The organism is Pseudomonas sp. MF6396 (assembly GCF_002018915.1).
Lineage (GTDB): Bacteria > Pseudomonadota > Gammaproteobacteria > Pseudomonadales > Pseudomonadaceae > Aquipseudomonas > Aquipseudomonas palmensis.
Window position 1 is genome coordinate 97,156 of the sequence record NZ_MVOK01000012.1, and the last position, 21,679, is coordinate 118,834.

Annotated in this window: 22 protein-coding genes and 1 other RNA gene; 12 read left to right on the forward strand and 11 right to left on the reverse strand. The window is 66.1% G+C overall.

Annotated features, from left to right (window positions below; genetic code table 11):
- Positions 1 to 93: 93 nt before the first annotated feature.
- Positions 94 to 543, reverse strand: coding sequence for an EVE domain-containing protein (locus tag MF6396_RS14310; protein ID WP_078480689.1), 450 nt, complete (start codon positions 541 to 543; stop codon positions 94 to 96).
- A 183-nt stretch (positions 544 to 726) separates the two neighbouring features.
- Between MF6396_RS14310 and MF6396_RS28810 the strand changes: the two genes are divergently transcribed.
- Positions 727 to 876, forward strand: coding sequence for a hypothetical protein (locus MF6396_RS28810; protein ID WP_167400226.1), 150 nt, complete (start codon positions 727 to 729; stop codon positions 874 to 876).
- A 16-nt stretch (positions 877 to 892) separates the two neighbouring features.
- Here MF6396_RS28810 and MF6396_RS14315 read toward each other — a convergent pair whose 3' ends face one another.
- From MF6396_RS14315 to MF6396_RS14330, 4 genes are all read right to left on the reverse strand, one after another.
- Positions 893 to 1,498 (reverse strand): 5-formyltetrahydrofolate cyclo-ligase, encoded by a 606-nt coding sequence (locus MF6396_RS14315; RefSeq protein ID WP_043863403.1) that lies wholly within the window; start codon positions 1,496 to 1,498, stop codon positions 893 to 895.
- Between the two features lie 86 nt (positions 1,499 to 1,584).
- Positions 1,585 to 1,762: non-coding RNA, 6S RNA (gene ssrS, locus MF6396_RS14320), on the reverse strand.
- 19 nt (positions 1,763 to 1,781) lie between these two features.
- Positions 1,782 to 2,099, reverse strand: a complete 318-nt coding sequence (locus MF6396_RS14325) for a cell division protein ZapA (protein ID WP_043863404.1) — start codon at positions 2,097 to 2,099, stop codon at positions 1,782 to 1,784.
- Positions 2,096 to 2,305 (reverse strand): TIGR02449 family protein, encoded by a 210-nt coding sequence (locus MF6396_RS14330; protein ID WP_043863405.1) that lies wholly within the window; start codon positions 2,303 to 2,305, stop codon positions 2,096 to 2,098. The genes MF6396_RS14325 and MF6396_RS14330 overlap by 4 nt, the downstream gene beginning before the upstream one ends.
- A gap of 153 nt (positions 2,306 to 2,458) precedes the next feature.
- On the opposite strand from MF6396_RS14330, the gene MF6396_RS14335 reads away from it, so the two are divergent.
- The 9 genes from MF6396_RS14335 to gcvP all read left to right on the forward strand — a co-directional run bounded on the left by MF6396_RS14335 (position 2,459) and on the right by gcvP (position 14,268).
- The gene (locus MF6396_RS14335) at positions 2,459 to 3,013 is read left to right on the forward strand and encodes a YecA/YgfB family protein (RefSeq protein WP_043863406.1); all 555 of its coding nucleotides are present in this window, start codon (positions 2,459 to 2,461) and stop codon (positions 3,011 to 3,013) included.
- 26 nt (positions 3,014 to 3,039) lie between these two features.
- Complete coding sequence (pepP, locus tag MF6396_RS14340; protein WP_043863469.1) at positions 3,040 to 4,374, forward strand: Xaa-Pro aminopeptidase; 1,335 nt, start codon at positions 3,040 to 3,042, stop codon at positions 4,372 to 4,374.
- Positions 4,371 to 5,567: a 2-octaprenyl-6-methoxyphenyl hydroxylase gene (ubiH, locus tag MF6396_RS14345; RefSeq protein ID WP_043863407.1), complete on the forward strand. Its 1,197-nt coding sequence runs from the start codon at positions 4,371 to 4,373 to the stop codon at positions 5,565 to 5,567. Before pepP ends, ubiH begins: the two co-directional genes overlap by 4 nt.
- A gap of 36 nt (positions 5,568 to 5,603) precedes the next feature.
- On the forward strand, positions 5,604 to 6,821 hold the full coding sequence (locus tag MF6396_RS14350; RefSeq protein WP_177346326.1) for a 2-octaprenyl-3-methyl-6-methoxy-1,4-benzoquinol hydroxylase: 1,218 nt from the start codon (positions 5,604 to 5,606) through the stop codon (positions 6,819 to 6,821).
- 105 nt (positions 6,822 to 6,926) lie between these two features.
- On the forward strand, positions 6,927 to 7,928 hold the full coding sequence (locus MF6396_RS14355; RefSeq protein ID WP_043863409.1) for an extracellular solute-binding protein: 1,002 nt from the start codon (positions 6,927 to 6,929) through the stop codon (positions 7,926 to 7,928).
- 130 nt (positions 7,929 to 8,058) lie between these two features.
- Positions 8,059 to 9,681, forward strand: coding sequence for an ABC transporter permease (locus MF6396_RS14360; RefSeq protein WP_078480691.1), 1,623 nt, complete (start codon positions 8,059 to 8,061; stop codon positions 9,679 to 9,681).
- A 118-nt stretch (positions 9,682 to 9,799) separates the two neighbouring features.
- A complete protein-coding gene (gene gcvT, locus MF6396_RS14365; RefSeq protein ID WP_058541754.1) occupies positions 9,800 to 10,882 on the forward strand; it encodes a glycine cleavage system aminomethyltransferase GcvT in 1,083 nt (360 codons plus the stop codon).
- A 45-nt stretch (positions 10,883 to 10,927) separates the two neighbouring features.
- Complete coding sequence (gene gcvH / locus MF6396_RS14370) at positions 10,928 to 11,311, forward strand: glycine cleavage system protein GcvH (RefSeq protein ID WP_043863412.1); 384 nt, start codon at positions 10,928 to 10,930, stop codon at positions 11,309 to 11,311.
- A gap of 83 nt (positions 11,312 to 11,394) precedes the next feature.
- On the forward strand, positions 11,395 to 14,268 hold the full coding sequence (gcvP, locus tag MF6396_RS14375) for an aminomethyl-transferring glycine dehydrogenase (protein ID WP_058541756.1): 2,874 nt from the start codon (positions 11,395 to 11,397) through the stop codon (positions 14,266 to 14,268).
- A gap of 62 nt (positions 14,269 to 14,330) precedes the next feature.
- Here the strand turns inward: gcvP and MF6396_RS14380 are convergent, their stop codons facing one another.
- The 5 genes from MF6396_RS14380 to MF6396_RS14400 form a co-directional block, all read right to left on the reverse strand.
- Complete coding sequence (locus MF6396_RS14380) at positions 14,331 to 14,645, reverse strand: DUF2388 domain-containing protein (protein WP_043863414.1); 315 nt, start codon at positions 14,643 to 14,645, stop codon at positions 14,331 to 14,333.
- A 71-nt stretch (positions 14,646 to 14,716) separates the two neighbouring features.
- Positions 14,717 to 15,166 carry an NfeD family protein gene (locus tag MF6396_RS14385; RefSeq protein ID WP_054915507.1) on the reverse strand — a complete coding sequence of 150 codons (450 nt, stop codon included), beginning with the start codon at positions 15,164 to 15,166 and terminating at the stop codon, positions 14,717 to 14,719.
- Between the two features lie 2 nt (positions 15,167 to 15,168).
- Complete coding sequence (locus MF6396_RS14390) at positions 15,169 to 16,089, reverse strand: SPFH domain-containing protein (RefSeq protein ID WP_043863416.1); 921 nt, start codon at positions 16,087 to 16,089, stop codon at positions 15,169 to 15,171.
- A gap of 83 nt (positions 16,090 to 16,172) precedes the next feature.
- Complete coding sequence (locus MF6396_RS14395; protein ID WP_078480693.1) at positions 16,173 to 17,915, reverse strand: GspE/PulE family protein; 1,743 nt, start codon at positions 17,913 to 17,915, stop codon at positions 16,173 to 16,175.
- Positions 17,916 to 18,004: 89 nt separating this feature from the next.
- Positions 18,005 to 18,346, reverse strand: a complete 342-nt coding sequence (locus MF6396_RS14400) for a hypothetical protein (protein ID WP_078480694.1) — start codon at positions 18,344 to 18,346, stop codon at positions 18,005 to 18,007.
- Positions 18,347 to 18,472: 126 nt separating this feature from the next.
- Between MF6396_RS14400 and MF6396_RS14405 the strand changes: the two genes are divergently transcribed.
- Positions 18,473 to 18,937: an Lrp/AsnC family transcriptional regulator gene (locus MF6396_RS14405; RefSeq protein WP_043863419.1), complete on the forward strand. Its 465-nt coding sequence runs from the start codon at positions 18,473 to 18,475 to the stop codon at positions 18,935 to 18,937.
- A 3-nt stretch (positions 18,938 to 18,940) separates the two neighbouring features.
- Here the strand turns inward: MF6396_RS14405 and MF6396_RS14410 are convergent, their stop codons facing one another.
- Positions 18,941 to 20,308: a CYTH domain-containing protein gene (locus MF6396_RS14410; RefSeq protein WP_078480696.1), complete on the reverse strand. Its 1,368-nt coding sequence runs from the start codon at positions 20,306 to 20,308 to the stop codon at positions 18,941 to 18,943.
- A gap of 120 nt (positions 20,309 to 20,428) precedes the next feature.
- Between MF6396_RS14410 and argE the strand changes: the two genes are divergently transcribed.
- On the forward strand, positions 20,429 to 21,586 hold the full coding sequence (argE, locus tag MF6396_RS14415; RefSeq protein ID WP_043863421.1) for an acetylornithine deacetylase: 1,158 nt from the start codon (positions 20,429 to 20,431) through the stop codon (positions 21,584 to 21,586).
- Positions 21,587 to 21,679 lie beyond the last annotated feature (93 nt).

Sequence of the window (21,679 nt, forward strand, 5' to 3'; positions counted from 1 at the left end):
ACCTGCATCCTGCTGCGTTTGACGTCAGAGTCTGACGTTTTGCCTACCGTGGCGGGTTGATACGTATCAAACGAGTGGGCATCTTACGCGAAATTAACGTAGTGCGAGCACCGCGGCCCATTGTTCGTCCGTCACCGGCATCACCGACAGGCGGCTGCCCTTCTGTACCAGTGGCAGTTCGGCCAGTGCCGCCTGTTGCTTGAGGTAGCCAAGGCCCAGCACCTTGCGCAAGGTTTCCACATGCTCCACGTCCACTGCGCTCCACGGGTTCTTCTCGGCGTTGGCCTTGGCGTCGAAGTAGTGGCTCTCGGGGTCCAGTGCGGTGGGGTCGGGGTAGGCGGCGGTGGTGATGCGGGCAATACCGGCGATGCCGGGCTCGGGGCAGCTGGAGTGGTAGAAGAAGAACAGGTCGCCCACCGCCATGGCGCGCATGAAGTTGCGCGCCTGGTAGTTGCGCACCCCGTCCCAGCGCGCCTGGCCGAGGCGGGCGAGGTCTTCGATCGAGAGCTCGTCGGGCTCGGATTTCATCAGCCAGTAGGCCATCGTTGACGCTCCAGACAAAGTTTGAAATAACCTGTTGCATGAAACCGACAGCCGGTTGGCGTCAACGTTTGCGTGTGGCACCAGGTTGTCGGAGAATGCGCGCATTTTAAGCTTGACGCTGCTGCACGGCATAATAAAAACCGTTGCTGTCATCGTGATGAGTTTGCCTGAGGGGGGCAATCGATGAATCGCAAACCGGATTTGCTCTGGGTGCTCGTTTTTCTGTTTGGCCTGGGTGTGGTCACCACCGGCTATGCACAAAGCCTGTGGGAACAGAAACTCGAAACAGCCGCCTACGAGATGCCGGCCGCCCCGACCCCCGTCAAGCGTTGAGCCTTGCGGCGCCCGTTCAGGGTGCCAGGTACCACCCCCTGTCCGATACCGTGCCCTGCAGCGGCACGTCCCAACTGGCCTGGGCCAGTCGTTGCACTTTCTGGCATTCGTGCGCCAGCCCCAGCAGCAGGGGTTTCTTCCAGGCCTTGCGCCGCCCCTGATACGCCAGGCTGCGGTCATAGAACCCGCCGCCCATGCCCAGTCGCCCACCCGTCTCGTCGAAACCCACCAGCGGCAGCAGGATCAGGTCCAGTGCCCAGGTGGGTCGCTGGCGTGTGAGATTGATGCGTGGTTCGGGGATGCGGAAGCGGTTGGGGCGCAGTTTTTCACCGTGCTCGAAGCGCTGGAAGGCCATGCGGGTTCTGGGCCAGGCGTGCAGCACCGGCAGGTAGGTATGCTTGCCTCGACGTTGAGCTTCGCGCAGCAGCAGGCGCGGGTCGATCTCGCTGTCGTTGGGCAGGTACAGGGCAATGTGCCGGGCACGACGAAACAGCGGGTGCTGCGCCAGTTGCCGGTACAGGCCGCGCGCGGCACGGCGCTGTTCGGCCGGGCTGAGGGCACGGCGGGCATCACGGAGCAGACGACGAAGTTGGGGGCGGGTAAGCGGCGCGGTGTCGGTCATGGCACGGGCGGTCCCTGGGGCGACTGCCACGCAGGGGTGGCAGTGCATGTGCGTGCGCCGCTGGGCGGGCGCAGGCTGGAGAATTCAGGCTCCCCGACGAACCGCTGTCGGTGTAGCCCTTGAACCCGAAAGTTCAAGGTGGAGATTACAGGAGGCGTTAAGGCTTTCCGTCAAGCGGACATGCACACCGGCCCCACGTGCAACCCCCGTGGTTGTGCGTATCGGCTCAGGGACATGACCGACTGGCAAGCACTCCAGGGAGTGGTCGGAGTATACCCGAAACTCAGGCCGGTTTTGAACCCGCGTCGTCGGCCAATGCCTGATCGACACGTTCGAGCAGGTCGCGCACCTGTTCACGGGTGGCACCGCCGGTGGGCGCCTGCGGGCGCTCCTGATTGTGCAGCAGGTCGTGGGTGATGTTCAGCGCCGCCATCACCGCGATACGGTCGGCGCCGATCACCTTGCCGCTGCTGCGGATCTCGCGCATCTTGCTGTCCAGGTAGCGCGCTGCGCTGACCAGGTTGCTGCGCTCTTCCGGCGGGCAGATGATCGAATACTCCTTGTCGAGGATCTGAACGGTGACGCTATTGCTTGAACTCATGAGTCTTGCTCCAGGGCCTTGAGCCGCGAAATCATCGATTCGACCTTACGCCGGGCGATCTCGTTTTTTTCGATGAGGTGGGCGCGCTCCTCGCGCCAGGATTTTTCCTGAGCTAATAGGAGTGCATTTTGCCGCTTTAGTTGCTCGACACGTTCGATCAACAGCTCGAATCGGCCCATCAGCGCTTGCAGGTCGTTCTCTGGCATGACGTGCCACTCGCTTTTGTCAGACGGGTCTTACCCGCTCATTAAGTTCCGGCATGCCCCGAATTGGCGGCGTCGATGGTCTTGGCGCGCCTGCCGGTGCTAGGATACAAGGCCTTCATTCTAGTCATTGCGCCGTCTGGCGCCTAGCTGCCCATGCCCATTACGAATTCGCCATACACCGCTTTTGCCACCTTGCTCACCAGCAACGGTCACCCTGTTTCGCCTGCCGAGCTTCACGGCTTGTTGCTCGGGCGCAGCTGCGCCGGCGCCGGCTTCGATGCCGACGGCTGGTTGGCCGATGCGGCCCACCTGCTGGAAGTCGATCCTGTAGACAATGTTCGTAACGCTTTGATCGGCCTGCAGGAGATGGTCAAGGGCGAACTCACCGGTGAAGAAGTCACCGTCGTGCTGTTGCTGCCCACCGACGATGCCCCGCTGACCGAGCGTGCCATCGCCCTGGGCGAGTGGTGCAAAGGCTTCCTGTACGGCTTCGGCCTCAACTCGGCAGGCCTGAGCCTGAGTGCCGAAGCCAAGGAAGTGCTGGGTGACCTGGATGCCATTTCCCAGGTCCAGGATGCACTGGAAGAATCCGAAGACGGCGAAAGCGACTATATGGAAGTGATGGAGTACCTGCGCGTCGCACCGATGCTGCTGTTCTCCGAGCTGGCCAAGCCACAGGCGCCTGCGCCCAAGCCTTCCTTGCACTAAATGCCGAACAGGGGTTCCTCGTGCCAATAGCCCATATCCCCAAAGCGGAGTATGCCCGTCGTCGCAAGGCGCTGATGGCGCAGATGGAACCCAACAGCATCGCCATCCTGCCCGCGGCCGCGGTGGCCATTCGCAACCGCGACGTGGAGCATGTGTACCGCCAGGACAGCGACTTCCAGTACCTCAGCGGCTTCCCGGAGCCCGAGGCGGTGATTGCGCTGATCCCCGGCCGCGAGCACGGTGAGTACGTGCTGTTCTGCCGCGAGCGCAACCCCGAGCGCGAGCTGTGGGACGGCCTGCGCGCCGGCCAGGAAGGCGCGATACGCGAATACGGCGCGGACGATGCGTTCCCCATCACCGACATCGACGACATCCTGCCGGGCCTGATCGAAGGCCGCGACCGGGTGTACTCGGCCATGGGCAGCCACCCCGAATTCGACCGCCACCTGATGGAGTGGATCAACGTGATCCGCTCCAAGGCCAACCTCGGCGCCCAGCCACCGAACGAGTTCGTTGCGCTGGATCATCTGCTGCACGACATGCGCCTGTATAAATCGGCCACGGAAGTGAAGGTGATGCGCGAGGCCGCGGCGATTTCGGCACGCGCCCATGTGCGGGCCATGCAGGCCTGCCGCGCCGGGTTGCACGAATACAGCCTGGAGGCCGAGCTGGACTACGAGTTCCGCAAGGGCGGGGCGAAGATGCCGGCCTACGGCTCGATCGTGGCATCGGGTCGCAACGCCTGCATCCTGCATTACCAGCAGAACGACGCGCTGCTCAAGGACGGCGACCTGGTCCTGATCGACGCTGGGTGCGAGATCGACTGCTACGCCAGCGACATCACCCGCACCTTCCCGGTCAGCGGGCGCTTCTCGCCGGAGCAGAAAGCGATCTACGAGCTGGTGCTCAAGGCCCAGGCTGCAGCCTTTGCCGCGATTGCACCGGGCAAGCACTGGAACCATGCCCACGAGGCCACCGTGCAGGTGATCACCGAAGGGCTGGTGGAGCTGGGGCTGCTCAAGGGCGACGTGCCGGCGCTGATCGAGGCCGAGGCCCATCGCGCCTTCTACATGCACCGCGCCGGTCACTGGCTGGGGCTGGATGTGCACGACGTCGGCGAGTACAAGGTCGCCGACCAGTGGCGCGTGCTGGAGCCGGGCATGGCCCTGACGGTGGAGCCGGGCATCTACATTGCTGCCGACAACCAGAGCGTCGCGAAGAAGTGGCGCGGTATCGGCGTACGAATCGAGGACGACGTAGTGGTGACCAAGCAGGGCTGTGAAATCCTGACCTCCGGCGTACCGCGCACGGTGGCCGAAATCGAAGCATTGATGGCGGCTGCACGCAGCCACGCCGCATGAGCCGGGTCAACCTTGCCATCATCGGTGGCGGCCTGGTCGGTGCCAGCCTGGCGCTGGCCCTGCAGGCCGGGGCCAGGGCGCGTGGCTGGAAGATCCTGCTGATCGAGCCGTTCGCCCCCGGCGACAGCTTCCAGCCCAGTTACGACGCACGGTCCTCGGCGCTTTCCTACGGCACCCGGCAGATCTACGAGCGTCTGGGCCTGTGGCAGCCGATCAGCCGCCGCGCCGAACCGATCCGCCAGATCCAGGTGTCCGACCGTGGCCGCTTTGGCGCCACCCGCCTGGACGCCCTGGAAGAAGGCGTGCCGGCACTCGGCTACGTGGTCGAGAACGCCTGGCTCGGCCAGTGCCTGTGGCAGGGGCTGGATGCCGAGGTGGTGACTTGGCGCTGCCCGGCGCAGGTCAGCGCGATGCAGCCGCTGGCCGACGGCTACCGCCTGACACTGGATGACGACACCACGGTGGACTGCGACCTGGCGGTACTGGCCGACGGCGGGCGTTCCGGGCTGCGCGAGCAGTTGGGCATCCACGTCAGCCAGCGTCCGTACAACCAGAGTGCGCTGATCGCCAACATCACCCCGAGCGAGGCCCATTGCGGGCAGGCGTTCGAACGCTTCACCGATGACGGCCCGATGGCCTTGCTGCCGCTGCCGGAAAACCGCTGCGCGCTGGTCTGGACCCGTGCCGGAATGGATGCCAGACGGCTGGCCGAGATAGACGAGCGAGCCTTCCTGGCCGAGCTGCAAGGCGTGTTCGGCTACCGTCTGGGCACCTTGCGCCAGGTGGGCGCGCGTCACCTCTACCCGCTGTCGCTGGTAGAGGCCCAGGAGCAGGTGCGCTCGCACCTGGTGGTGCTGGGCAACGCCGCGCACAGCCTGCATCCGATTGCCGGGCAGGGTTTCAACCTGTCGCTGCGCGACGTGCAGTCGCTGGCCGACGGTCTGCTGGCCGGGCCTGAAGTACCGGGCGACCTGGCGACCCTGCAGGCCTACCGCGAGCGCCAGCGCCTGGACCAGGACATGACCGTGGGCTTCTCCGACAAGGTCACGCGGTTGTTCGGCAGCGGCCAGCCGTTGCTCGCCACCGGGCGCAACCTGGGCCTGCTGGGCCTGGACCTGCTGCCCCCGGCCAAGCGCTGGTTCGCCCGCCAGGCCATGGGCCTGGGTACACGCCCGGACCAGCCTGGCCAATGACCCCTTCTTCTCTTTATCGGGCTTGAAAGCATGGAAATGCGCGCAGATCTGTTGATTGTCGGTGCCGGAATGGTCGGTAGCGCCCTGGCCCTGGCTTTGCAGCACAGTGGCCTGGACATCCTGCTGCTCGACGGCAGCCCCCCGACGGTCAAGCCGTTCGATGCACAGGCGCCCTTCGGGCCGCGAGTCAGCGCGCTGTCGATGGCCAGCCAGCGCATCCTCGAGCGCGTGGGCGCCTGGCAGCACATCCGCGAGCGGCGCCTGAGCCCGTATTCGGACATGCACGTGTGGGACGGCAGCGGCACCGGGCAGATCCACTTTTCGGCCGCCAGCGTGCACGCCGAGGTGCTCGGCCACATCGTCGAGAACCGCGTGGTGCAGGACGGTCTGCTGCAGCGCCTGCACGACAGCGAGATCGGCCTGCTGGCCAACGCCCGCCTGGAGCAGATGCGCCGCAGTGGCGACGACTGGCTGCTGACCCTGGCCGATGGCCGCACCCTGCGCGCGCCGCTGGTGATTGCGGCTGACGGCGCCAACTCGGCGGTGCGCCGCCTGACCGGCTGCCAAACCCGTGAGTGGGACTACCTGCACCACGCCATCGTGACCAGCGTGCACTGTGCCGAGCCGCACCAGGCCACAGCCTGGCAGCGCTTCACTGATGACGGCCCGCTGGCGTTTCTGCCACTGCTGCGCGACGGCCAGCAGCACTGGTGCTCCATCGTGTGGTCGACCACGCCTGCGCAGGCCGAGCGCCTCATGGCCCTGCCGGACGAAGCCTTCTGCGCCGAGCTGGAGCGGGCCTTCGAGGGCCGCCTGGGCACGGTGCTGGCGGCCGACCCACGGCTGTGCGTACCGCTGCGCCAGCGCCATGCCAAGCGCTACGTGGCCGAGGGCCTGGCGTTGATCGGCGATGCGGCACATACCATTCACCCGCTGGCCGGGCAGGGCGTGAACCTTGGCTTTCTGGACGCGGCGGTGCTGGCCGAAGTGCTGCAGCATGCCCATGAGCGCGGCGAGCGCCTGGCCGACGTGCGCGTGCTGAGCCGCTACGAACGACGGCGCATGCCGCACAACCTGGCCTTGATGGCCGCAATGGAGGGCTTCGAGCGACTGTTCCAGGCCGACCCGCTGCCGCTGCGCTGGCTGCGCAACAGTGGCCTGAAGTGGGTGGAGCAACTGCCGGAGGCCAAGGCGCTGTTCGTGCGCCAGGCGCTGGGGCTGAGCGGCGACCTGCCGGAGCTGGCACGGGCCTGAGGCGGCACCGCAACATCTGGTAACTCCTCCCTTGGCAGTTCGGTTGAGAAGGCAAATGGCATTCACTACCATTTGCGCCTCTCCCGCATTCCGAGGACCGCCTTCATGTTGCCACGCAAGCATCTACTCGCCGCCCTGGCGCTCACCCTGCTGGGCGGTACCGCACAGGCGGCGGACGAGGTGGTGGTGTATTCCTCGCGCATCGACGAGCTGATCAAGCCGGTATTCGATGCCTACACCAAGGAAACCGGGGTCAAGGTCAAGTTCATCACCGACAAGGAAGCGCCGTTGATGCAGCGCATCAAGGCCGAGGGCAGCAACGCCACCGCCGACCTGCTGCTGACCGTGGATGCCGGCAACCTCTGGCAGGCCGAGCAGATGGGTATCCTGCAGCCGATCAAGTCGGCCGTGATCGACGCCAACATTCCCCCGCAGTATCGCGCTTCGTCCCATGACTGGACCGGCCTGAGCCTGCGCGCGCGGACCATTGCCTACGCCACCGACCGGGTCAAGCCCGAGGAGCTGAGCACCTACGAGGCGCTGGCCGGCAAGGAATGGGAAGGGCGCTTGTGCCTGCGTACCGCCAAGAAGGTCTACAACCAGTCGCTGACCGCGACCCTGATCGAAACCCACGGCGCCGAGAAGACCGAAGAGATCCTCAAGGGCTGGGTGAACAACCTGTCCACCGACGTGTTCTCGGATGACGTGGCAGTGCTCAAGGCCATCGAGGCCGGGCAGTGCGACGTGGGCATCGTCAATACCTACTACTATGGCCGCCTGCACAAGGAGCAGCCGCAGCTGCCGATCAAGCTGTTCTGGCCCAACCAGGCCGACCGTGGCGTGCACGTCAACCTGTCGGGCATCGGCTTGACCCGGCACGCGCCGCACAAGGAGGCCGCGATCAAGCTGGTGGAGTGGATGACCGGGCCGCAGGCGCAGAAGATCTTCGCCGATGTGAACCAGGAGTTCCCGGCCAACCCCAAGGTCGAACCTTCGGCAGAAGTGGCGGCGTGGGGCAAGTTCAAGGCCGACAGCCTGCCGGTGGAAGTGGCGGGCAAGCGTCAGGCTGAAGCGATTCGCCTGATGGATCGGGCTGGCTGGAACTGAGCGCAAGACCTTATCCTTGCGGGGCCCTCCAGGGCCCCTTCGCCGGCAATGCCGGCTCCTACAGGTAATGCGCGACCCCTGTAGGAGCCGGCGTTGCCGGCGAATCTCACATTCGCTAGAGATCTCCCCCTTGGCCCACCCCGCCCAACGCCGCTGGTACCCCCTGGTCTTCACCGTCTGCGCGCTGGTGCTGCTGCCGCTGAGCGTGCTGGTGCTGTCGTGGCAGAGCATCGACCTGCAGATCTGGTCGCACCTGCTCGACACCCAGATGAGCCGCCTGTTGGGCAACACCCTGACCTTGATCCTCGGCGTGGGCGTCGGCGTCACCGTGCTGGGCGTGAGCCTGGCCTGGCTCACCAGCCTGTGCGAATTCCCCGGCCGACGCTGGCTCGACTGGGCATTGATGCTGCCCTTCGCCATCCCCGCCTATGTGCTGGCGTTCGTCTTCGTCGGTTTGCTGGACTTCTCCGGCCCGGTGCAAACCCTGCTGCGCGAATGGTTCGGCCCCATGCGCCTGCCGCGCGTGCGCTCCACCGGCGGGGTGATCATCGTGCTGGTGCTGGTGTTCTACCCCTATGTCTACCTGCTGGCACGTACCGCCTTCCTGGCCCAGGGCAAGGGCCTGATGGAAGCGGCGCGGGTGCTCGGGCAATCGCCGCTGCAAGCCTTCTGGCGCGTGGCCCTGCCCATGGCGCGGCCGGCGATCGGCGCGGGCGTGGCGCTGGCGCTGATGGAAACCCTGGCCGACTTCGGCGCGGTGGCCGTGTTCAACTTCGACACCTTCACCACCGCCATCTACAAGACCTGGTACGGCTTCTTCAGCCTCTCCAGCGCCGCCCAGCTCGCCAGCCTGTTGCTGCTGGCCGTCATGCTGGTGCTGTACGGCGAGCGCCGGGCCCGCGGTGCGGTACGCAGCAGCAACGAGCGGCCCCGGGTGGCGGCGCTGTACCACCTGCGCGGGGTCAAGGCGCTGGCTGCCAGCAGCTGGTGCCTGCTGGTGTTCGCCTGCGCGTTTGTTATCCCGGTGCTGCAGTTGCTGGTGTGGTTCTGGCAGCGCGGGCGTTTCGACCTCGACGAGCGCTATGGCGCGCTCATCCTGCATACCCTGTACCTGGGCGCCATGGCTGCGCTGATCACCGTGGCGGTGGCACTGCTGCTGGCGTTTGCCCGACGCCAGGCCCCCACCCGCGTGGTGCGCGCCGGGGTCAGCCTGGCCAACCTGGGCTACGCTTTGCCCGGCTCGGTATTGGCGGTGTCGATCATGCTGGCCTTCAGTTACCTCGACAACCAGCTGGTGGTGCCGCTTTCGAGCTGGCTTGGCGGTGCCGGCCGCCCGCTGCTGATGGGCAGCCTGGCGGCACTGCTGCTGGCCTATCTGGTGCGCTTCGTTGCCGTGGCCTACGGCCCCTTGGAAAACAGCCTGGGGCGCATTCGGCCCTCGCTGCCGGAGGCCTCGCGCAGCCTCGGGGTCAGCGGCCCGCGATTGTTTTTCAAGGTGTATCTCCCGCTGCTGGTGCCGGGTGCGCTGAGCGCAGCGCTGCTGGTGTTCGTCGATGTGCTCAAGGAGATGCCCGCCACCCTGCTGATGCGCCCGTTCGGTTGGGACACCCTGGCGGTGCGGGTATTCGAGATGACCAGCGAGGGCGAGTGGTCGCGTGCCTCGCTGCCGGCGTTGACGCTGGTGCTGGTGGGGCTGCTGCCGGTCATCGGTTTGATAAGGCGTTCGGCGCGTCACCCGGGTCAGAGTCACTGAGGGTGTAAGGCTGCGCCCTTGCGGCTACAATGCGCGGCATTCGCTGCGGCCGATCAGCACCGGGTAGCTGAAACGCTGCCCTCAGCCGCAGCCTCGCCACGCCCGGAAGGAGAAACCCATGGGACAGCGTACGCCTCTTTATGACCTGCACCTGGCGCTTGGCGCCAAGATGGTCGATTTTGGCGGTTGGGACATGCCCCTGCATTACGGCTCGCAAGTCGAGGAGCACCACCAGGTGCGCCGCGACTGCGGGGTCTTCGATGTCTCGCACCTCACCGTGATCGATGTGCACGGCGCCCAGGCCACGCCCTGGCTGCGCTGGTTGCTGGCCAACGATGTGGCCAGCCCGAATGCCCACGGCAAGGCCCTGTACAGCACCCTGCTCAACGAACAGGGCGGTGTGATCGACGACCTGCTGGTCTACCGCACCGACGACGGCTACCGCCTGGTGGCCAACGCCGCCACCCGCGACAAGGACCTGGCCTGGCTGCAGGCCCATATCGGCGACTACGACGTGCAGGTGCGCGAGCGTCCCGAACTGTCGATCTTCGCTGTGCAGGGCCCGCATGCGCGGGACAAGTTGGCCGAACTGGTGAGCAGTGACCGTGCGGCGCTGATTCGTGAACTGGCCCCCTTCGAAGGCCGCAGCAGTCGCGACTGGTTCATCTCGCGTACCGGCTACACCGGCGAAGACGGCCTGGAGATCACCCTGCCGGCAGAGCAGGCCCCGGCGTTCTTCAACGACCTGGTCGGCGCCGGTATTGCCCCCAGCGGGCTGGGCGCGCGCGATACCTTGCGCCTGGAAGCGGGCATGACGCTGTACGGACAGGACATCGACGAGGCACACTCGCCACTGACCTCCAACCTGGCCCACAACATCGCCCTGGAACCGGCCGACCGCGACTTCATCGGACGCCGTGCGCTGGAGGCCGAACAGGCCGCAGGCGTGCAGCTGAAACTGGTCGGCCTGGTGCTCGAGGAACGCGGTGTGCTGCGTGCGCATCAGGTGGTGCGAATCGCACAGATTGGCGAAGGGGAGATCACCAGTGGTAGTTTCTCTCCTACGCTGAGCAAGGCGATTGCCCTGGCCCGCGTGCCGGTGGCTACCGCCGACCGCGCCGAGGTGGAAATTCGCGGCAAGTGGTACCCGGTACGGGTGGTCAAGCCGACCTTCGTGCGCCAGGGCAAGATCCTGATCTGAATTCATTCCGGCGGGCCGACCGCTGACCTGTTGAGGAAAGACACTATGAGCAATATCCCCGCCGACCTGCGTTTTGCCGAGAGCCACGAGTGGGCCAGGCTGGAAGCCGACGGTACCGTCACCGTGGGCATCAGCGACCACGCCCAGGAAGCCCTGGGCGACGTGGTATTCGTCGAACTGGCCGAGGTCGGCAAGGTGTTCGCGGCCAAGGACGCCGCCGGGGTGGTGGAGTCGGTGAAAGCCGCTTCGGATATCTACGCGCCGGTCAGCGGCGAAGTGATCGCGGTCAACGAAGACCTCAGCGACAGCCCTGAGAACCTGAACAACGATCCTTACGCCAGCTGGATCTTCAAGCTCAAGCCGTCCAACCCGGCAGAGCTGGAGCAGTTGCTGGACGCCGCCGGCTACAAGGCCGCCATCGGCGAGTAGTTTTTCCCGCACGAACGGCAATCCCTTCCTAGACTCAATAAGCCTCGACCCCTCGAGGCTTGGTCTTGGAAGAGAGAGCCGCTATGTCCCAGTCGCCGTCCCTGAGCCAACTGCACGATCCCAACCCGTTCCTGCGTCGTCATCTTGGCCCGGATGCGGCCGAGCAGCAGGCGATGTTGCAGGCCCTGGGCCTGAGCAGTCGCAGTGAACTGATCGAGCAGACCGTCCCGCCGGGCATTCGCCTGAACCGCCCGCTGGAACTGCCCCCGGCGCTTGATGAACAGGCCGCCCTGGCAAAACTGCGCGGTTACGCCGAGCAGAACCAGGTGTGGACCAGCCTGATCGGCATGGGGTACCACGCTACCCTGACGCCCACGGTGATCCTGCGCAACGTGCTGGAGAACCCCGGCTGGTACACCGCCTATACGCCGTATCAGCCGGAGATCGCCCAGGGTCGCCTGGAGGCGCTGCTCAATTACCAGCAGATGGTCATCGACCTGACCGGGCTGGACCTGGCCAATGCCTCGCTGCTCGACGAAGCGACGGCCGCTGCCGAAGCCATGGCTCTGGCACGGCGCATGGCCAAGTCGCGCAGCAATGCGTTCTTCGTCGATGAACATTGCCACCCGCAGACCCTGTCCGTATTGCAGACCCGCGCCGAGGGCTTCGGCTTCGAGCTGATCGTCGATGGGCTGGACAACCTGGACAAGCACCGGGTGTTCGGCGCGCTGCTGCAATACCCCAACACCCACGGCGGGGTGCACGACCTGCGCCCGGCCATCGAGCAGCTGCATGCCCAGCAGGCGCTGGCCTGCGTCGCCGCCGATCTGCTGAGTCTGGTGCTGTTGACCCCGCCGGGCGAGCAGGGCGCCGACGTGGTGCTCGGCTCGACCCAGCGCTTTGGCGTGCCCATGGGCTACGGCGGCCCGCACGCGGCCTACTTTGCCTGCCGCGACGACTTCAAGCGCGCCATGCCAGGGCGCATCATCGGCGTTTCCAAGGACGCGCGCGGCAACCTGGCGCTGCGCATGGCCCTGCAGACCCGCGAACAGCACATCCGCCGCGAGAAGGCCAACTCCAACATCTGCACCGCGCAGGTGCTGCTGGCCAACATCGCCGGGTTCTATGCCGTGTACCACGGGCCCGAAGGGCTCAGGCGCATCGCCCAGCGGGTGCACCGGCTCACGGTGATCCTGGCTGCCGGCCTGCAAGCCAAGGGGCTCAAGCGCTTGAACGAGCACTTCTTCGACACCCTGACCCTGGACGTCGGCGGCAGCCAGACCGCGATCATCCAGAGCGCCGAGGCCGCGCAGATCAACCTGCGCATCCTGGGCCGCGGGCACCTGGGCGTAAGCCTGGATGAAACCTGCGACGAGGCCACGGTGCTGCGCCTTTTCGGCATCTTCCTGGGCGCCGACCATGGGTTGTGCGTGGCCGAGCTGGATGCCCAGGCGCAGCACAGCGGCATCCCCGACGCCTTGCAGCGCCAGTCGGCGTTTCTGACGCACCCGGTGTTCAACCTGCACCACAGCGAAACCGAGATGCTGCGTTACCTCAAGCAGCTGGAGAACAAGGACCTGGCCCTCAACCAGTCGATGATCCCGCTGGGCTCGTGCACCATGAAGCTCAACGCCAGCAGCGAGATGATCCCCATCACCTGGCCGGCCTTCGCCAACCTGCACCCGTTCGCGCCGCTCAGCCAGGCCCAGGGCTATACCGCGATGATCGACGAGCTGGAGCGCTGGCTGTGCGCGATCACCGGTTTCGATGCCATCTGCATGCAACCCAACTCCGGTGCCCAGGGTGAATACGCGGGGCTGCTGGCGATCAGCAAGTACCACCGCAGCCGCCAGCAGGGTCAGCGCGATATCTGCCTGATCCCGGCCTCGGCGCACGGCACCAACCCGGCGTCTGCGCAGATGGCCGGCATGCAGGTGGTGATCGTGGAATGCGATGTGGCGGGCAACGTCGACCTGGCCGACCTCAAGGCCAAGGCCCAGGCGGCAGGTGAGCGCCTGGCCTGCCTGATGGCCACCTACCCGTCGACCCACGGTGTGTACGAGGAAGGCATCAGTGAGATCTGCGAAGTTATCCACAGCCACGGTGGCCAGGTGTACATGGATGGCGCCAACCTCAATGCCCAGGTCGGGTTGGCGCGGCCGGCGGACATCGGTGCCGATGTATCGCACATGAACCTGCACAAGACCTTCTGCATTCCCCATGGCGGTGGCGGGCCGGGCATGGGCCCGATCGGCGTGCGTGCACACCTGGCACCGTTCGTGGCCAGCCATCCGGTGGTGCCGGTGCCCGGGCCCGACCCGCAGAACACCGCGGTCAGTGCGGCGCCCTGGGGCAGTGCGAGCATCCTGCCGATCAGCTGGATGTACATCGCCATGATGGGGCCGCAACTGGCCGGTGCCAGCGAGGTGGCGATCCTGTCGGCCAACTATCTGGCCCAGCAGTTGGGCGGGGCGTTCCCGGTGCTGTACCGCGGGCGCAATGGGCGGGTGGCGCATGAGTGCATCCTCGACCTGCGGCCCTTGAAGACGCTGACCGCCATCACCGAAGAGGATGTGGCCAAGCGCCTGATGGACTACGGGTTCCATGCGCCGACCATGTCGTTCCCGGTGCCGGGCACCTTGATGGTGGAGCCGACCGAGAGCGAGTCCAAGGCCGAGCTGGACCGCTTCGTGGAGGCGATGCTGAAGATTCGGGCCGAGATTGCAGAGGTGCAGAACGGCAACTGGCCAGCCGAGGACAACCCGCTCAAGCGGGCGCCGCATACCTTGGCGGATGTGCTGGGGGTGTGGGAACGACCTTACTCGATCGAACAGGGTGTTGCGCCGAGCCACCATGCGCGGCTGCACAAGTACTGGCCGGCGGTGAACCGGGTGGACAACGTGTACGGGGACCGCAACCTGTTCTGTGCGTGTGTGCCGGTGGAGGATTATCGCTGAGGCCAGGGCCTCGTGGCCGACAAGGCTGGCTCCTGTAGGAGCCGGCATTGCCGGCGAGGTGATTACTCGGTCACGGCATTCTGCGCCAGGATCGCATTGGCCAGTTCCATGTCGCTGACCTGCAGCCCTGGCTGCTCGGCACGCACACGCTGCATGGCAGCCTCAAGATACGGCCCGCTGATCTGGCCGTTGCTGGCCACATAGCTGCTGGCATCTTCCTGCGCCGCCACCACCAGCTTGTGGTCCTTGAAGGTCAGGTAGGTGGAGCCGGTGGTGGCACCGGACGAAATCACATCACGCCAGAAGCCATCAGCCATCGCCGAGCCAACCGGCAGCGACAACAAGGCAAGGGTGGCAACCGCAAGTTTGACGCGCATGGGGCTTACTCCAGTGTGGGGGCTATTATGGTGCGTTGGATCGTGATTTCCCCAGGCAAGTTCCCCAGGGCCTACGGTGCGGGGCCAACCTGCAGTATCGCGCCGTCCTGCGACAGCACTTGCACCGGGGTGCCCACCGGCAGGTCCGGCCCGCGGACCATCCACACCCCGTCGCCGACCTTGATCTTGCCGCGACCGCCCACGATGGCCTCCTGCACCACGAAGGTCCGGCCGATCAGTTCCTGGCCGCGCATGTTCAGCCCCGGCGCATCGCTGGGGCTGGCATTGCTGCGCTGACGGTGCCACCAGAACACTGCGGTGAATACCGACAGCAGGCCGAACAGCAGGAACTGCAAGGTCCACGGCAGCTGCGGGACGACGAAGGTAATCACGCCCACGCCCGCCGCCGCCACCCCGATCCACAGCAGGTAGCCGCCGGCGCCGAACACCTCCAGGATCAGCAGCAGCGTACCGAGCGCCAGCCAGTCCCAGAACGACAGGTGTTGCAGGTAGTCCCACATGCTCAGCCCTTCTTGCCGTCGAAGGTGGCCCGCACGATCTCGCCGATGCCGCCGACGGCGCCGATCACCTGGCTGGCTTCCAGCGGCATCAGCACCACCTTGCTGTTGTTGGCCGAGGCCAGCTTGCCCAGCGCGTCGACGTATTTCTGCGCCACGAAGTAGTTGATGGCCTGCACATTGCCGTTGGCGATGGCCTCGGACACCACCTGGGTGGCGCGGGCTTCGGCTTCGGCCTGGCGCTCGCGGGCCTCCGATTCCAGGAAGGCCGCCTGACGCTCACCCTCGGCCTCGAGGATCTGCGCCTGTTTCTTGCCTTCGGCGGTGAGGATGGCAGCCGCCCGCAGGCCCTCGGCTTCGAGGATCTGCGCACGCTTGACCCGCTCGGCTTTCATCTGCCCGGACATGGCGGCCATCAGGTCGGCCGGCGGGCTGATGTCCTTGATCTCGATACGGGTGATCTTGATGCCCCACGGTGCGGTGGCTTCATCCACGGTGCGCAGCAGGCGCTCGTTGATGGCGTCGCGCTGGCTGAGCATGGCGTCCAGTTCCATGGAGCCGAGCACGGTACGGATGTTGGTCTGCAGCAGGTTGCGGGTGGCGTGCTCGAGGTTGTTGACCTCGTAGGCGGCCTGCGCCGTGTTGACCACCTGGAAGAAGCACACCGCATCGATCTGCACGGTGGCGTTGTCGGCGGTGATGACTTCCTGCGGCGGGATGTCCAGCACGCTTTCCATCATGTTGATCTTGCGCCCGATGCGGTCCATCACCGGCACGATGATGTTGAGGCCCGGCTTGAGGGTGGTGGTGTAGCGGCCAAAGCGTTCCACGGTCCACTGGAAACCCTGCGGCACCACCTTGAACCCCATGAACACCAGCGCCAGGGCCAGGCCCACGAACAACAGCATTACCATTCCGATTTGCATGACGTTTCCTTGGTCAGCAGGACTGAAAGTGCGCAAGCTTGGCATGTGGTCAGCTGTGCAGGCCAGCGCCGGATCATTTCATTTCATGCAGTAACGCGAATCACTTCTGTCAGTGTAGTCAGCCCTGCGGCGACTTTTTGCGCGCCGCTCGTGCGCAGGCTGCCCAGCCCCTCGGCCCGGGCCTGGCGGCGCAGGTTTGCCAGGTCGACGTCGCCCGACAGCTGCTCGCGCAGGCGTGGGCTCACAGGCAGCAGCTCGAACAGGCCGGTGCGGCCCCGGTAGCCGGTGTACCGGCAATCGCGGCAGCCTTCAGCCTGGCAGGTAGCGGTGGGCAGCGGCGCCTGCGGGTCGAGTTCGCGCCAGTGCGCCATGTCGAGCGGCTGCGCCACCTTGCACGCCGGGCACAGCGTGCGCACCAGGCGCTGGGCCAGCACGCCGACCAGCGTGGCACGGATCAGGTACGGCGCGATGCCCAGTTCCAGCAGGCGCCCGACGGCGCCGCAGGCATCGTTGGTGTGCAGGGTCGAGAGCACCAGGTGGCCGGTGAGCGCGGCCTGGATCGCCACCTGCGCGGTGTCGGCATCGCGGATCTCGCCGATCATGATGATGTCCGGGTCCTGGCGCAGCAGCGCACGCACACCGTTGGCAAAGCCCAGGTCGATGCCGGGCTGCACCTGCATCTGGTTGAAGGCCGGCTCGAGCTGTTCGATCGGGTCTTCGAGGGTGCACAGGTTGACCTGTGGCGTGGCCAGTTGCTTGAGGGTGGCGTACAGGGTGCTGGTCTTGCCCGAGCCGGTCGGCCCGGTCACCAGGATGATGCCGTGGGGCTGGCGCAGCATCGCCTGCCAGTGCTGCAGCGCCTTGCCGTCCAGGCCCAGCTGGGTGAAGTCCTGGTGCAGCAGGTGCGGGTCGAAGATACGCAGTACCAGTTTCTCGCCGAACGCGGTGGGCAGGGTGGCCAGGCGCAGCTCGACCTCGGCGCCGGCGGCCGAGCGGGCCTTGATGCGGCCATCCTGCGGGCGGCGCTTTTCCGCGACGTTCATGCGCCCCAGGCTCTTGAGCCGGCTGACCACCGCCAGGGTCACTGCCGGCGGGAACTGGTAGGCCGGGTGCAGCAGGCCGTCGATGCGCAGGCGCAGGTGGCCCTGGTCGCGGCGCGGCTCGATGTGGATATCGCTGGCGCGCTGCTCGAAGGCGTACTGCAACAGCCAGTCGACGATGCCGACGATGTGCGTCTCGTTGGCATCGACGTCGCCTGCGCTGTTGCCCAGGTCAAGCAGTGCCTCGAGGCTGGCGCCTTCGGGCCCGGGCACGGCCTGCTGGCTGGCACCACTGACCGAGTGGGCCAGGCGAAACACCGCCTGGCTCAGCTCACGGATCTGCACCGGGCTGGCCAGCACCCGCTGCACCCTGCGTTGCAGCACCTGCCCAAGGTCGCGCTCCCAGCTGCGTACGTAGGGCTGGGCGCTGGCGACGGTCACCGTGTGGGCATCCACCGCGATGGCCAGAATCTGGTGACGCCGCGCGAATGCGGCCGACATCAGCCCGCCGAGGCTGGCTGCCTGCAGTGCCAGGGGGTCGATGCGCACATGGCGCTGGCCGGCCTGGCGGCCCAGCCATTCGCCCAGGGCATCGAGGTCCAGGGTATGGCCGGGGCGTTGCAGGTCGTTCAGGCCGCGTCGGGCGATGCGCTCCAGCGGATGTGTGGGTTCATTGGCAGCCTGCGGCCAGGGGTGGGCACAGGCGGGGCGGATGCGTTGCTGGGCGAGCAGTTCGGCGAGCAGGGTGTCGAGGTCGAGCCAGCGATCGGGCGGCGTGGCAGGCATGGGGCTTCCTTGCGAAGGTCGGGCGGCCAGCCAAGGCTAGCTGCCAGCGGCCCACAGGGCCTGTCGCAAGGGTTGCCGGATTTTTCTGTTCAGCGTACGTGCTGCAACGGCATGCGCGAGGCCGCCAGGGGTTCGACGCTGACCTGGGCGACACAGATCAGGTTGCGCATTTTCTGTGCAATCAGTTCGGCGCGGTGCCAGCTCAGCCCGGCTACGCCGATCTCCAGGTTCAACAGGTCGTCCTGCTGCTGCATCTGTACCTGGTGCGGGGTGAGGAACTGCAGGGCAAACAGGTTGAGCACGCGGCACAGGCTGTCCGGCTCGGCTTCCACCTGCAGGCTGTAGCGCACGCTGCTGTGCGCAGCATTGGCGGCCCAGACATCGCTGCGCAGCGGGGTGACGGGGCTGTCCAGCCGTTCGTGGGCGCTCATGGGAAATCTCCGGTTTCGATGGAGGAATTTTTACATCTTCAACCGGGTATTTTTTCTCTATGATCGAGCGATCTGCGTAATCTGCGCATTGTTCGATTCATTAATGGCGCCTTGAGGGGATAAAACATGCAAAGCCAACTGGACGCCTACGATCGACGTATCCTGGCTCTGCTGCAGGAGGATGCGTCGCTGTCCAGCGCACAGATTGCCGAACGGGTCGGCCTGTCGCAGTCGCCGTGCTGGCGGCGGATCCAGCGGCTCAAGGAGGAGGGGGTGATTCGCGGGCAGGTGACCCTGCTCGATCGCAAGAAGATCGGCCTGAACACGCAGATTTTCGCCGAGGTCAAACTCAACGCCCACGGGCGGACCAACTTCGCCGAATTCACCGAGGCGATCCGCGAGTTTCCCGAGGTGCTGGAATGCTATGTGCTGATGGGCGCAGTGGACTTCCTGCTGCGCATCGTCACCCCGGACATCGAAGCCTACGAACGATTCTTCTTCGAAAAGCTGTCGATGGTGCCGGGGATCCAGGAGGTCAACTCGATCGTGGCCTTGTCCGAAATCAAGTCCACGACCAGCTTGCCGGTGTAGCCGTCACTTGCGCAGCAGGTGCTTCCAGCCGCGGCTCTGGAACACCGCCATGGCCTGATGCACACGGGCTTCGAGCACGTCGTCGCTGATTGGCAGGTTGGCCAGTTCGTGCAGCTTGTTCAGCTCGCCGAACAGGCGGTCCAGGTCGGGGCTTTCCAGCACCTGGCGGGCATGGTGCAGCCAGGCCAGCAGGCGCTCGATGCGCGGCAGCTGTTCGGCCAGGTCTTCAGGCTGGCGGTGGTACAGCGGCAGTTGCAGCGCGTTGGCTTCGTCCGACAGCAGCACCTTGAGCCAGTTGCCCAGTTGCGCGGCGCCCTGGCGGTCGCCACGTTTGTTGCGCTCGACGGTCCAGCCACGGGCCAGCAGCCAGCGCGAGGTGTCCAGCGAGAACTGGCCCCAGCGGGTGTCGAGCAGTTCTTCGGCGAACTGCTCGGGCGCCGCGCGGCGCACGTCTTCGTCGTCGTTGCCGGCCAGCACCAGCGGGCGCCAGTCCTCGAGCAGGGCGTCGAGGCTGGCACGCAGGGCGCTGGTGGTCGGGCGCGGCGCGGCCTGGCCCAGGCTGCCGAGCAGGGCGCGCAGTTCGGCCAGGCTCTGGACCCAGTCCTGCAGCAGGCGCCAGTGTCCGTTGAACAGGTACTGCTCGGCCAGGCGCTGGCTGCTGCCCAGCAGGTGCCAGGCCAGTGCCGCGAAGGCATCGTCCAGCGGCATCTCGGCGTTCAGTTCAGCAGGCGGCAGGCTCACGGCGAAGCTCGAGGGGTCGAGCAGGCGGTAGCCGCGTTCGGCCTTGCTGATGTCGCACGGCATCAGCGGCAGGCTGGCGGCCAGCTCGGCGGCCAGTTCCAGCAGTGCGGCCGGCTCGCCTTCACGCAGTTCCAGCTCCAGCTCGCAGATGGCTTCCTTCTGCTTGCCGGCCACTACATGGCCCAGGTCCAGCGCAGCCTCGATGACCACCTTGGCCTTGCCGCGACCCCAGGCGATTTCGGCGTATTCGCGGGTGAAGTCGGTGCTGAACAGCGGCTTGATGGTTTTCTTGTCCAGGTCGGCCAGCTCGGCCGGCCATACCTGCTCGTCGAGCTTCTTGAGGTCGAGCTTGGCCTTGGGCAGTTGCCATTCGTGCTCGTTGCGTACCGACAGTCCGGCGGTGCTGTGGCCACGGGCCTTGAGGGTCTGGATCACCACGTCGCCGTCACGGCGCAGGCGCAGGGCCACCTTGGCCGCGGCCAGGTCGCGTTCTGGGGTATCGAAATATTGATTGAGCAGCTCGCGCTGCTGCCAGCCGGACTTGTTGCGCTTCTTCAGCAACGGGTGTTCGCGCAGGGCAGCGAGGGTCTCGCGGCTGACCCGCAGTTTGAGTTCGGTTTCTTTGTTCATTGCTGGCAGGCTCGATGACTGGGTGCGTCTTGGCCGTGCAGTGTACAGGAGTCGGCCGCTGACGGTTTATTCCAGGTGCCCGATAGCCCTATGATGGGCCTCGTACCGAGGAGAATGCGCATGCCTTTGCCGCCGCTCAAAGACCAGTTCGCCGCCCTGATCGCCACGCCGTCGGTCAGTTGCACCCAGCCGAGCCTGGACCAGTCCAACCGCGCGGTGATCGACCTGCTGGCCACCTGGCTGGGTGACCTGGGTTTTGCCTGCGAGCTGCAGGAGGTGACGCCGGGCAAGTTCAACCTGCTGGCCAGCTACGGCAGCGGCCCCGGTGGCCTGGTGCTGGCCGGGCACAGCGACACGGTGCCCTATGACCCGCAGCTGTGGCAGACCGATCCGCTCAAGCTGACCGAGGTTGACGGGCGCTGGGTGGGCCTTGGCAGTTGCGACATGAAGGGCTTCTTCGCCCTGGTGATCGAGGCGGTACGCCCGCTGCTCGAGCAGCCGTTCAGGCAGCCGCTGCTGATTCTGGCCACCTGCGACGAGGAAAGTTCGATGTCCGGCGCCCGCGCCCTGGCCGACGCCGGCCGCCCGCTGGGCCGTGCTGCGGTGATCGGCGAGCCGACCGGGCTGCGCCCGATCCGCCTGCACAAGGGGGTGATGATGGAGCGCATCGATATCCTCGGGCGCAGCGGTCATTCGTCCGACCCGAGCCTGGGCCACAGCGCCTCGGAGGCGATGCATGCGGTGATGGGCGAGCTGATGGGCCTGCGCCGGCAATGGCAGCAGCAGTACAGCAACGCCCAGTTCAGCGTGCCGCAGCCGACCATGAACTTCGGCTGCATCCACGGTGGCGACAACCCCAACCGTATCTGCGGGCAGTGCGCCCTGGAGTTCGACCTGCGTCCGCTGCCGGGCATGGACCCCGAAGTGCTGCGTGCTGCGATCCGCAGTAAGCTGGCGCCGCTGGCCGAACAGCACCAGGTGAAGATCGACTACGCGCCGCTGTTTCCCGAGGTGCCGCCGTTCGAGCAGGCCGCCGACGCCGAACTGGTGCGCGTGGCCGAGCGTCTTACCGGGCATACGGCCGAGGCGGTGGCCTTTGGTACCGAGGCGCCTTATCTTCAACGTCTGGGCTGTGAAACCCTGGTGCTGGGCCCCGGCGACATCAGCTGTGCCCACCAGCCGGGCGAGTACCTCGAAATGTCACGCCTGGAGCCTACCGTGCGTCTATTGCGTGAGTTGATCGGGCATTATTGCCTCAACCCGGTAATTGCCCGCTGATTTCAACCGTTTTTACCCAAGGAGAATGCGCGTGACGCCAGACCTGTTGCGACGATAACCCTTCGAGCGCTGTGTGCTTTTCCGTTCTTGTCC

Coding starts and splice junctions, on each gene's coding strand:
- MF6396_RS14310 (WP_078480689.1), bottom strand. CDS start 543: ATGGCCTACTGGCTGATGAAATCCGAGCCCGACGAGCTCTCGATCGAA.
- MF6396_RS28810 (WP_167400226.1), top strand. CDS start 727: ATGAATCGCAAACCGGATTTGCTCTGGGTGCTCGTTTTTCTGTTTGGC.
- MF6396_RS14315 (WP_043863403.1), bottom strand. CDS start 1,498: ATGACCGACACCGCGCCGCTTACCCGCCCCCAACTTCGTCGTCTGCTC.
- MF6396_RS14325 (WP_043863404.1), bottom strand. CDS start 2,099: ATGAGTTCAAGCAATAGCGTCACCGTTCAGATCCTCGACAAGGAGTAT.
- MF6396_RS14330 (WP_043863405.1), bottom strand. CDS start 2,305: ATGCCAGAGAACGACCTGCAAGCGCTGATGGGCCGATTCGAGCTGTTG.
- MF6396_RS14335 (WP_043863406.1), top strand. CDS start 2,459: ATGCCCATTACGAATTCGCCATACACCGCTTTTGCCACCTTGCTCACC.
- ubiH (WP_043863407.1), top strand. CDS start 4,371: ATGAGCCGGGTCAACCTTGCCATCATCGGTGGCGGCCTGGTCGGTGCC.
- MF6396_RS14350 (WP_177346326.1), top strand. CDS start 5,604: ATGCGCGCAGATCTGTTGATTGTCGGTGCCGGAATGGTCGGTAGCGCC.
- MF6396_RS14355 (WP_043863409.1), top strand. CDS start 6,927: ATGTTGCCACGCAAGCATCTACTCGCCGCCCTGGCGCTCACCCTGCTG.
- gcvT (WP_058541754.1), top strand. CDS start 9,800: ATGGGACAGCGTACGCCTCTTTATGACCTGCACCTGGCGCTTGGCGCC.
- gcvH (WP_043863412.1), top strand. CDS start 10,928: ATGAGCAATATCCCCGCCGACCTGCGTTTTGCCGAGAGCCACGAGTGG.
- gcvP (WP_058541756.1), top strand. CDS start 11,395: ATGTCCCAGTCGCCGTCCCTGAGCCAACTGCACGATCCCAACCCGTTC.
- MF6396_RS14380 (WP_043863414.1), bottom strand. CDS start 14,645: ATGCGCGTCAAACTTGCGGTTGCCACCCTTGCCTTGTTGTCGCTGCCG.
- MF6396_RS14385 (WP_054915507.1), bottom strand. CDS start 15,166: ATGTGGGACTACCTGCAACACCTGTCGTTCTGGGACTGGCTGGCGCTC.
- MF6396_RS14390 (WP_043863416.1), bottom strand. CDS start 16,089: ATGCAAATCGGAATGGTAATGCTGTTGTTCGTGGGCCTGGCCCTGGCG.
- MF6396_RS14395 (WP_078480693.1), bottom strand. CDS start 17,915: ATGCCTGCCACGCCGCCCGATCGCTGGCTCGACCTCGACACCCTGCTC.
- MF6396_RS14400 (WP_078480694.1), bottom strand. CDS start 18,346: ATGAGCGCCCACGAACGGCTGGACAGCCCCGTCACCCCGCTGCGCAGC.
- MF6396_RS14405 (WP_043863419.1), top strand. CDS start 18,473: ATGCAAAGCCAACTGGACGCCTACGATCGACGTATCCTGGCTCTGCTG.
- MF6396_RS14410 (WP_078480696.1), bottom strand. CDS start 20,308: ATGAACAAAGAAACCGAACTCAAACTGCGGGTCAGCCGCGAGACCCTC.
- argE (WP_043863421.1), top strand. CDS start 20,429: ATGCCTTTGCCGCCGCTCAAAGACCAGTTCGCCGCCCTGATCGCCACG.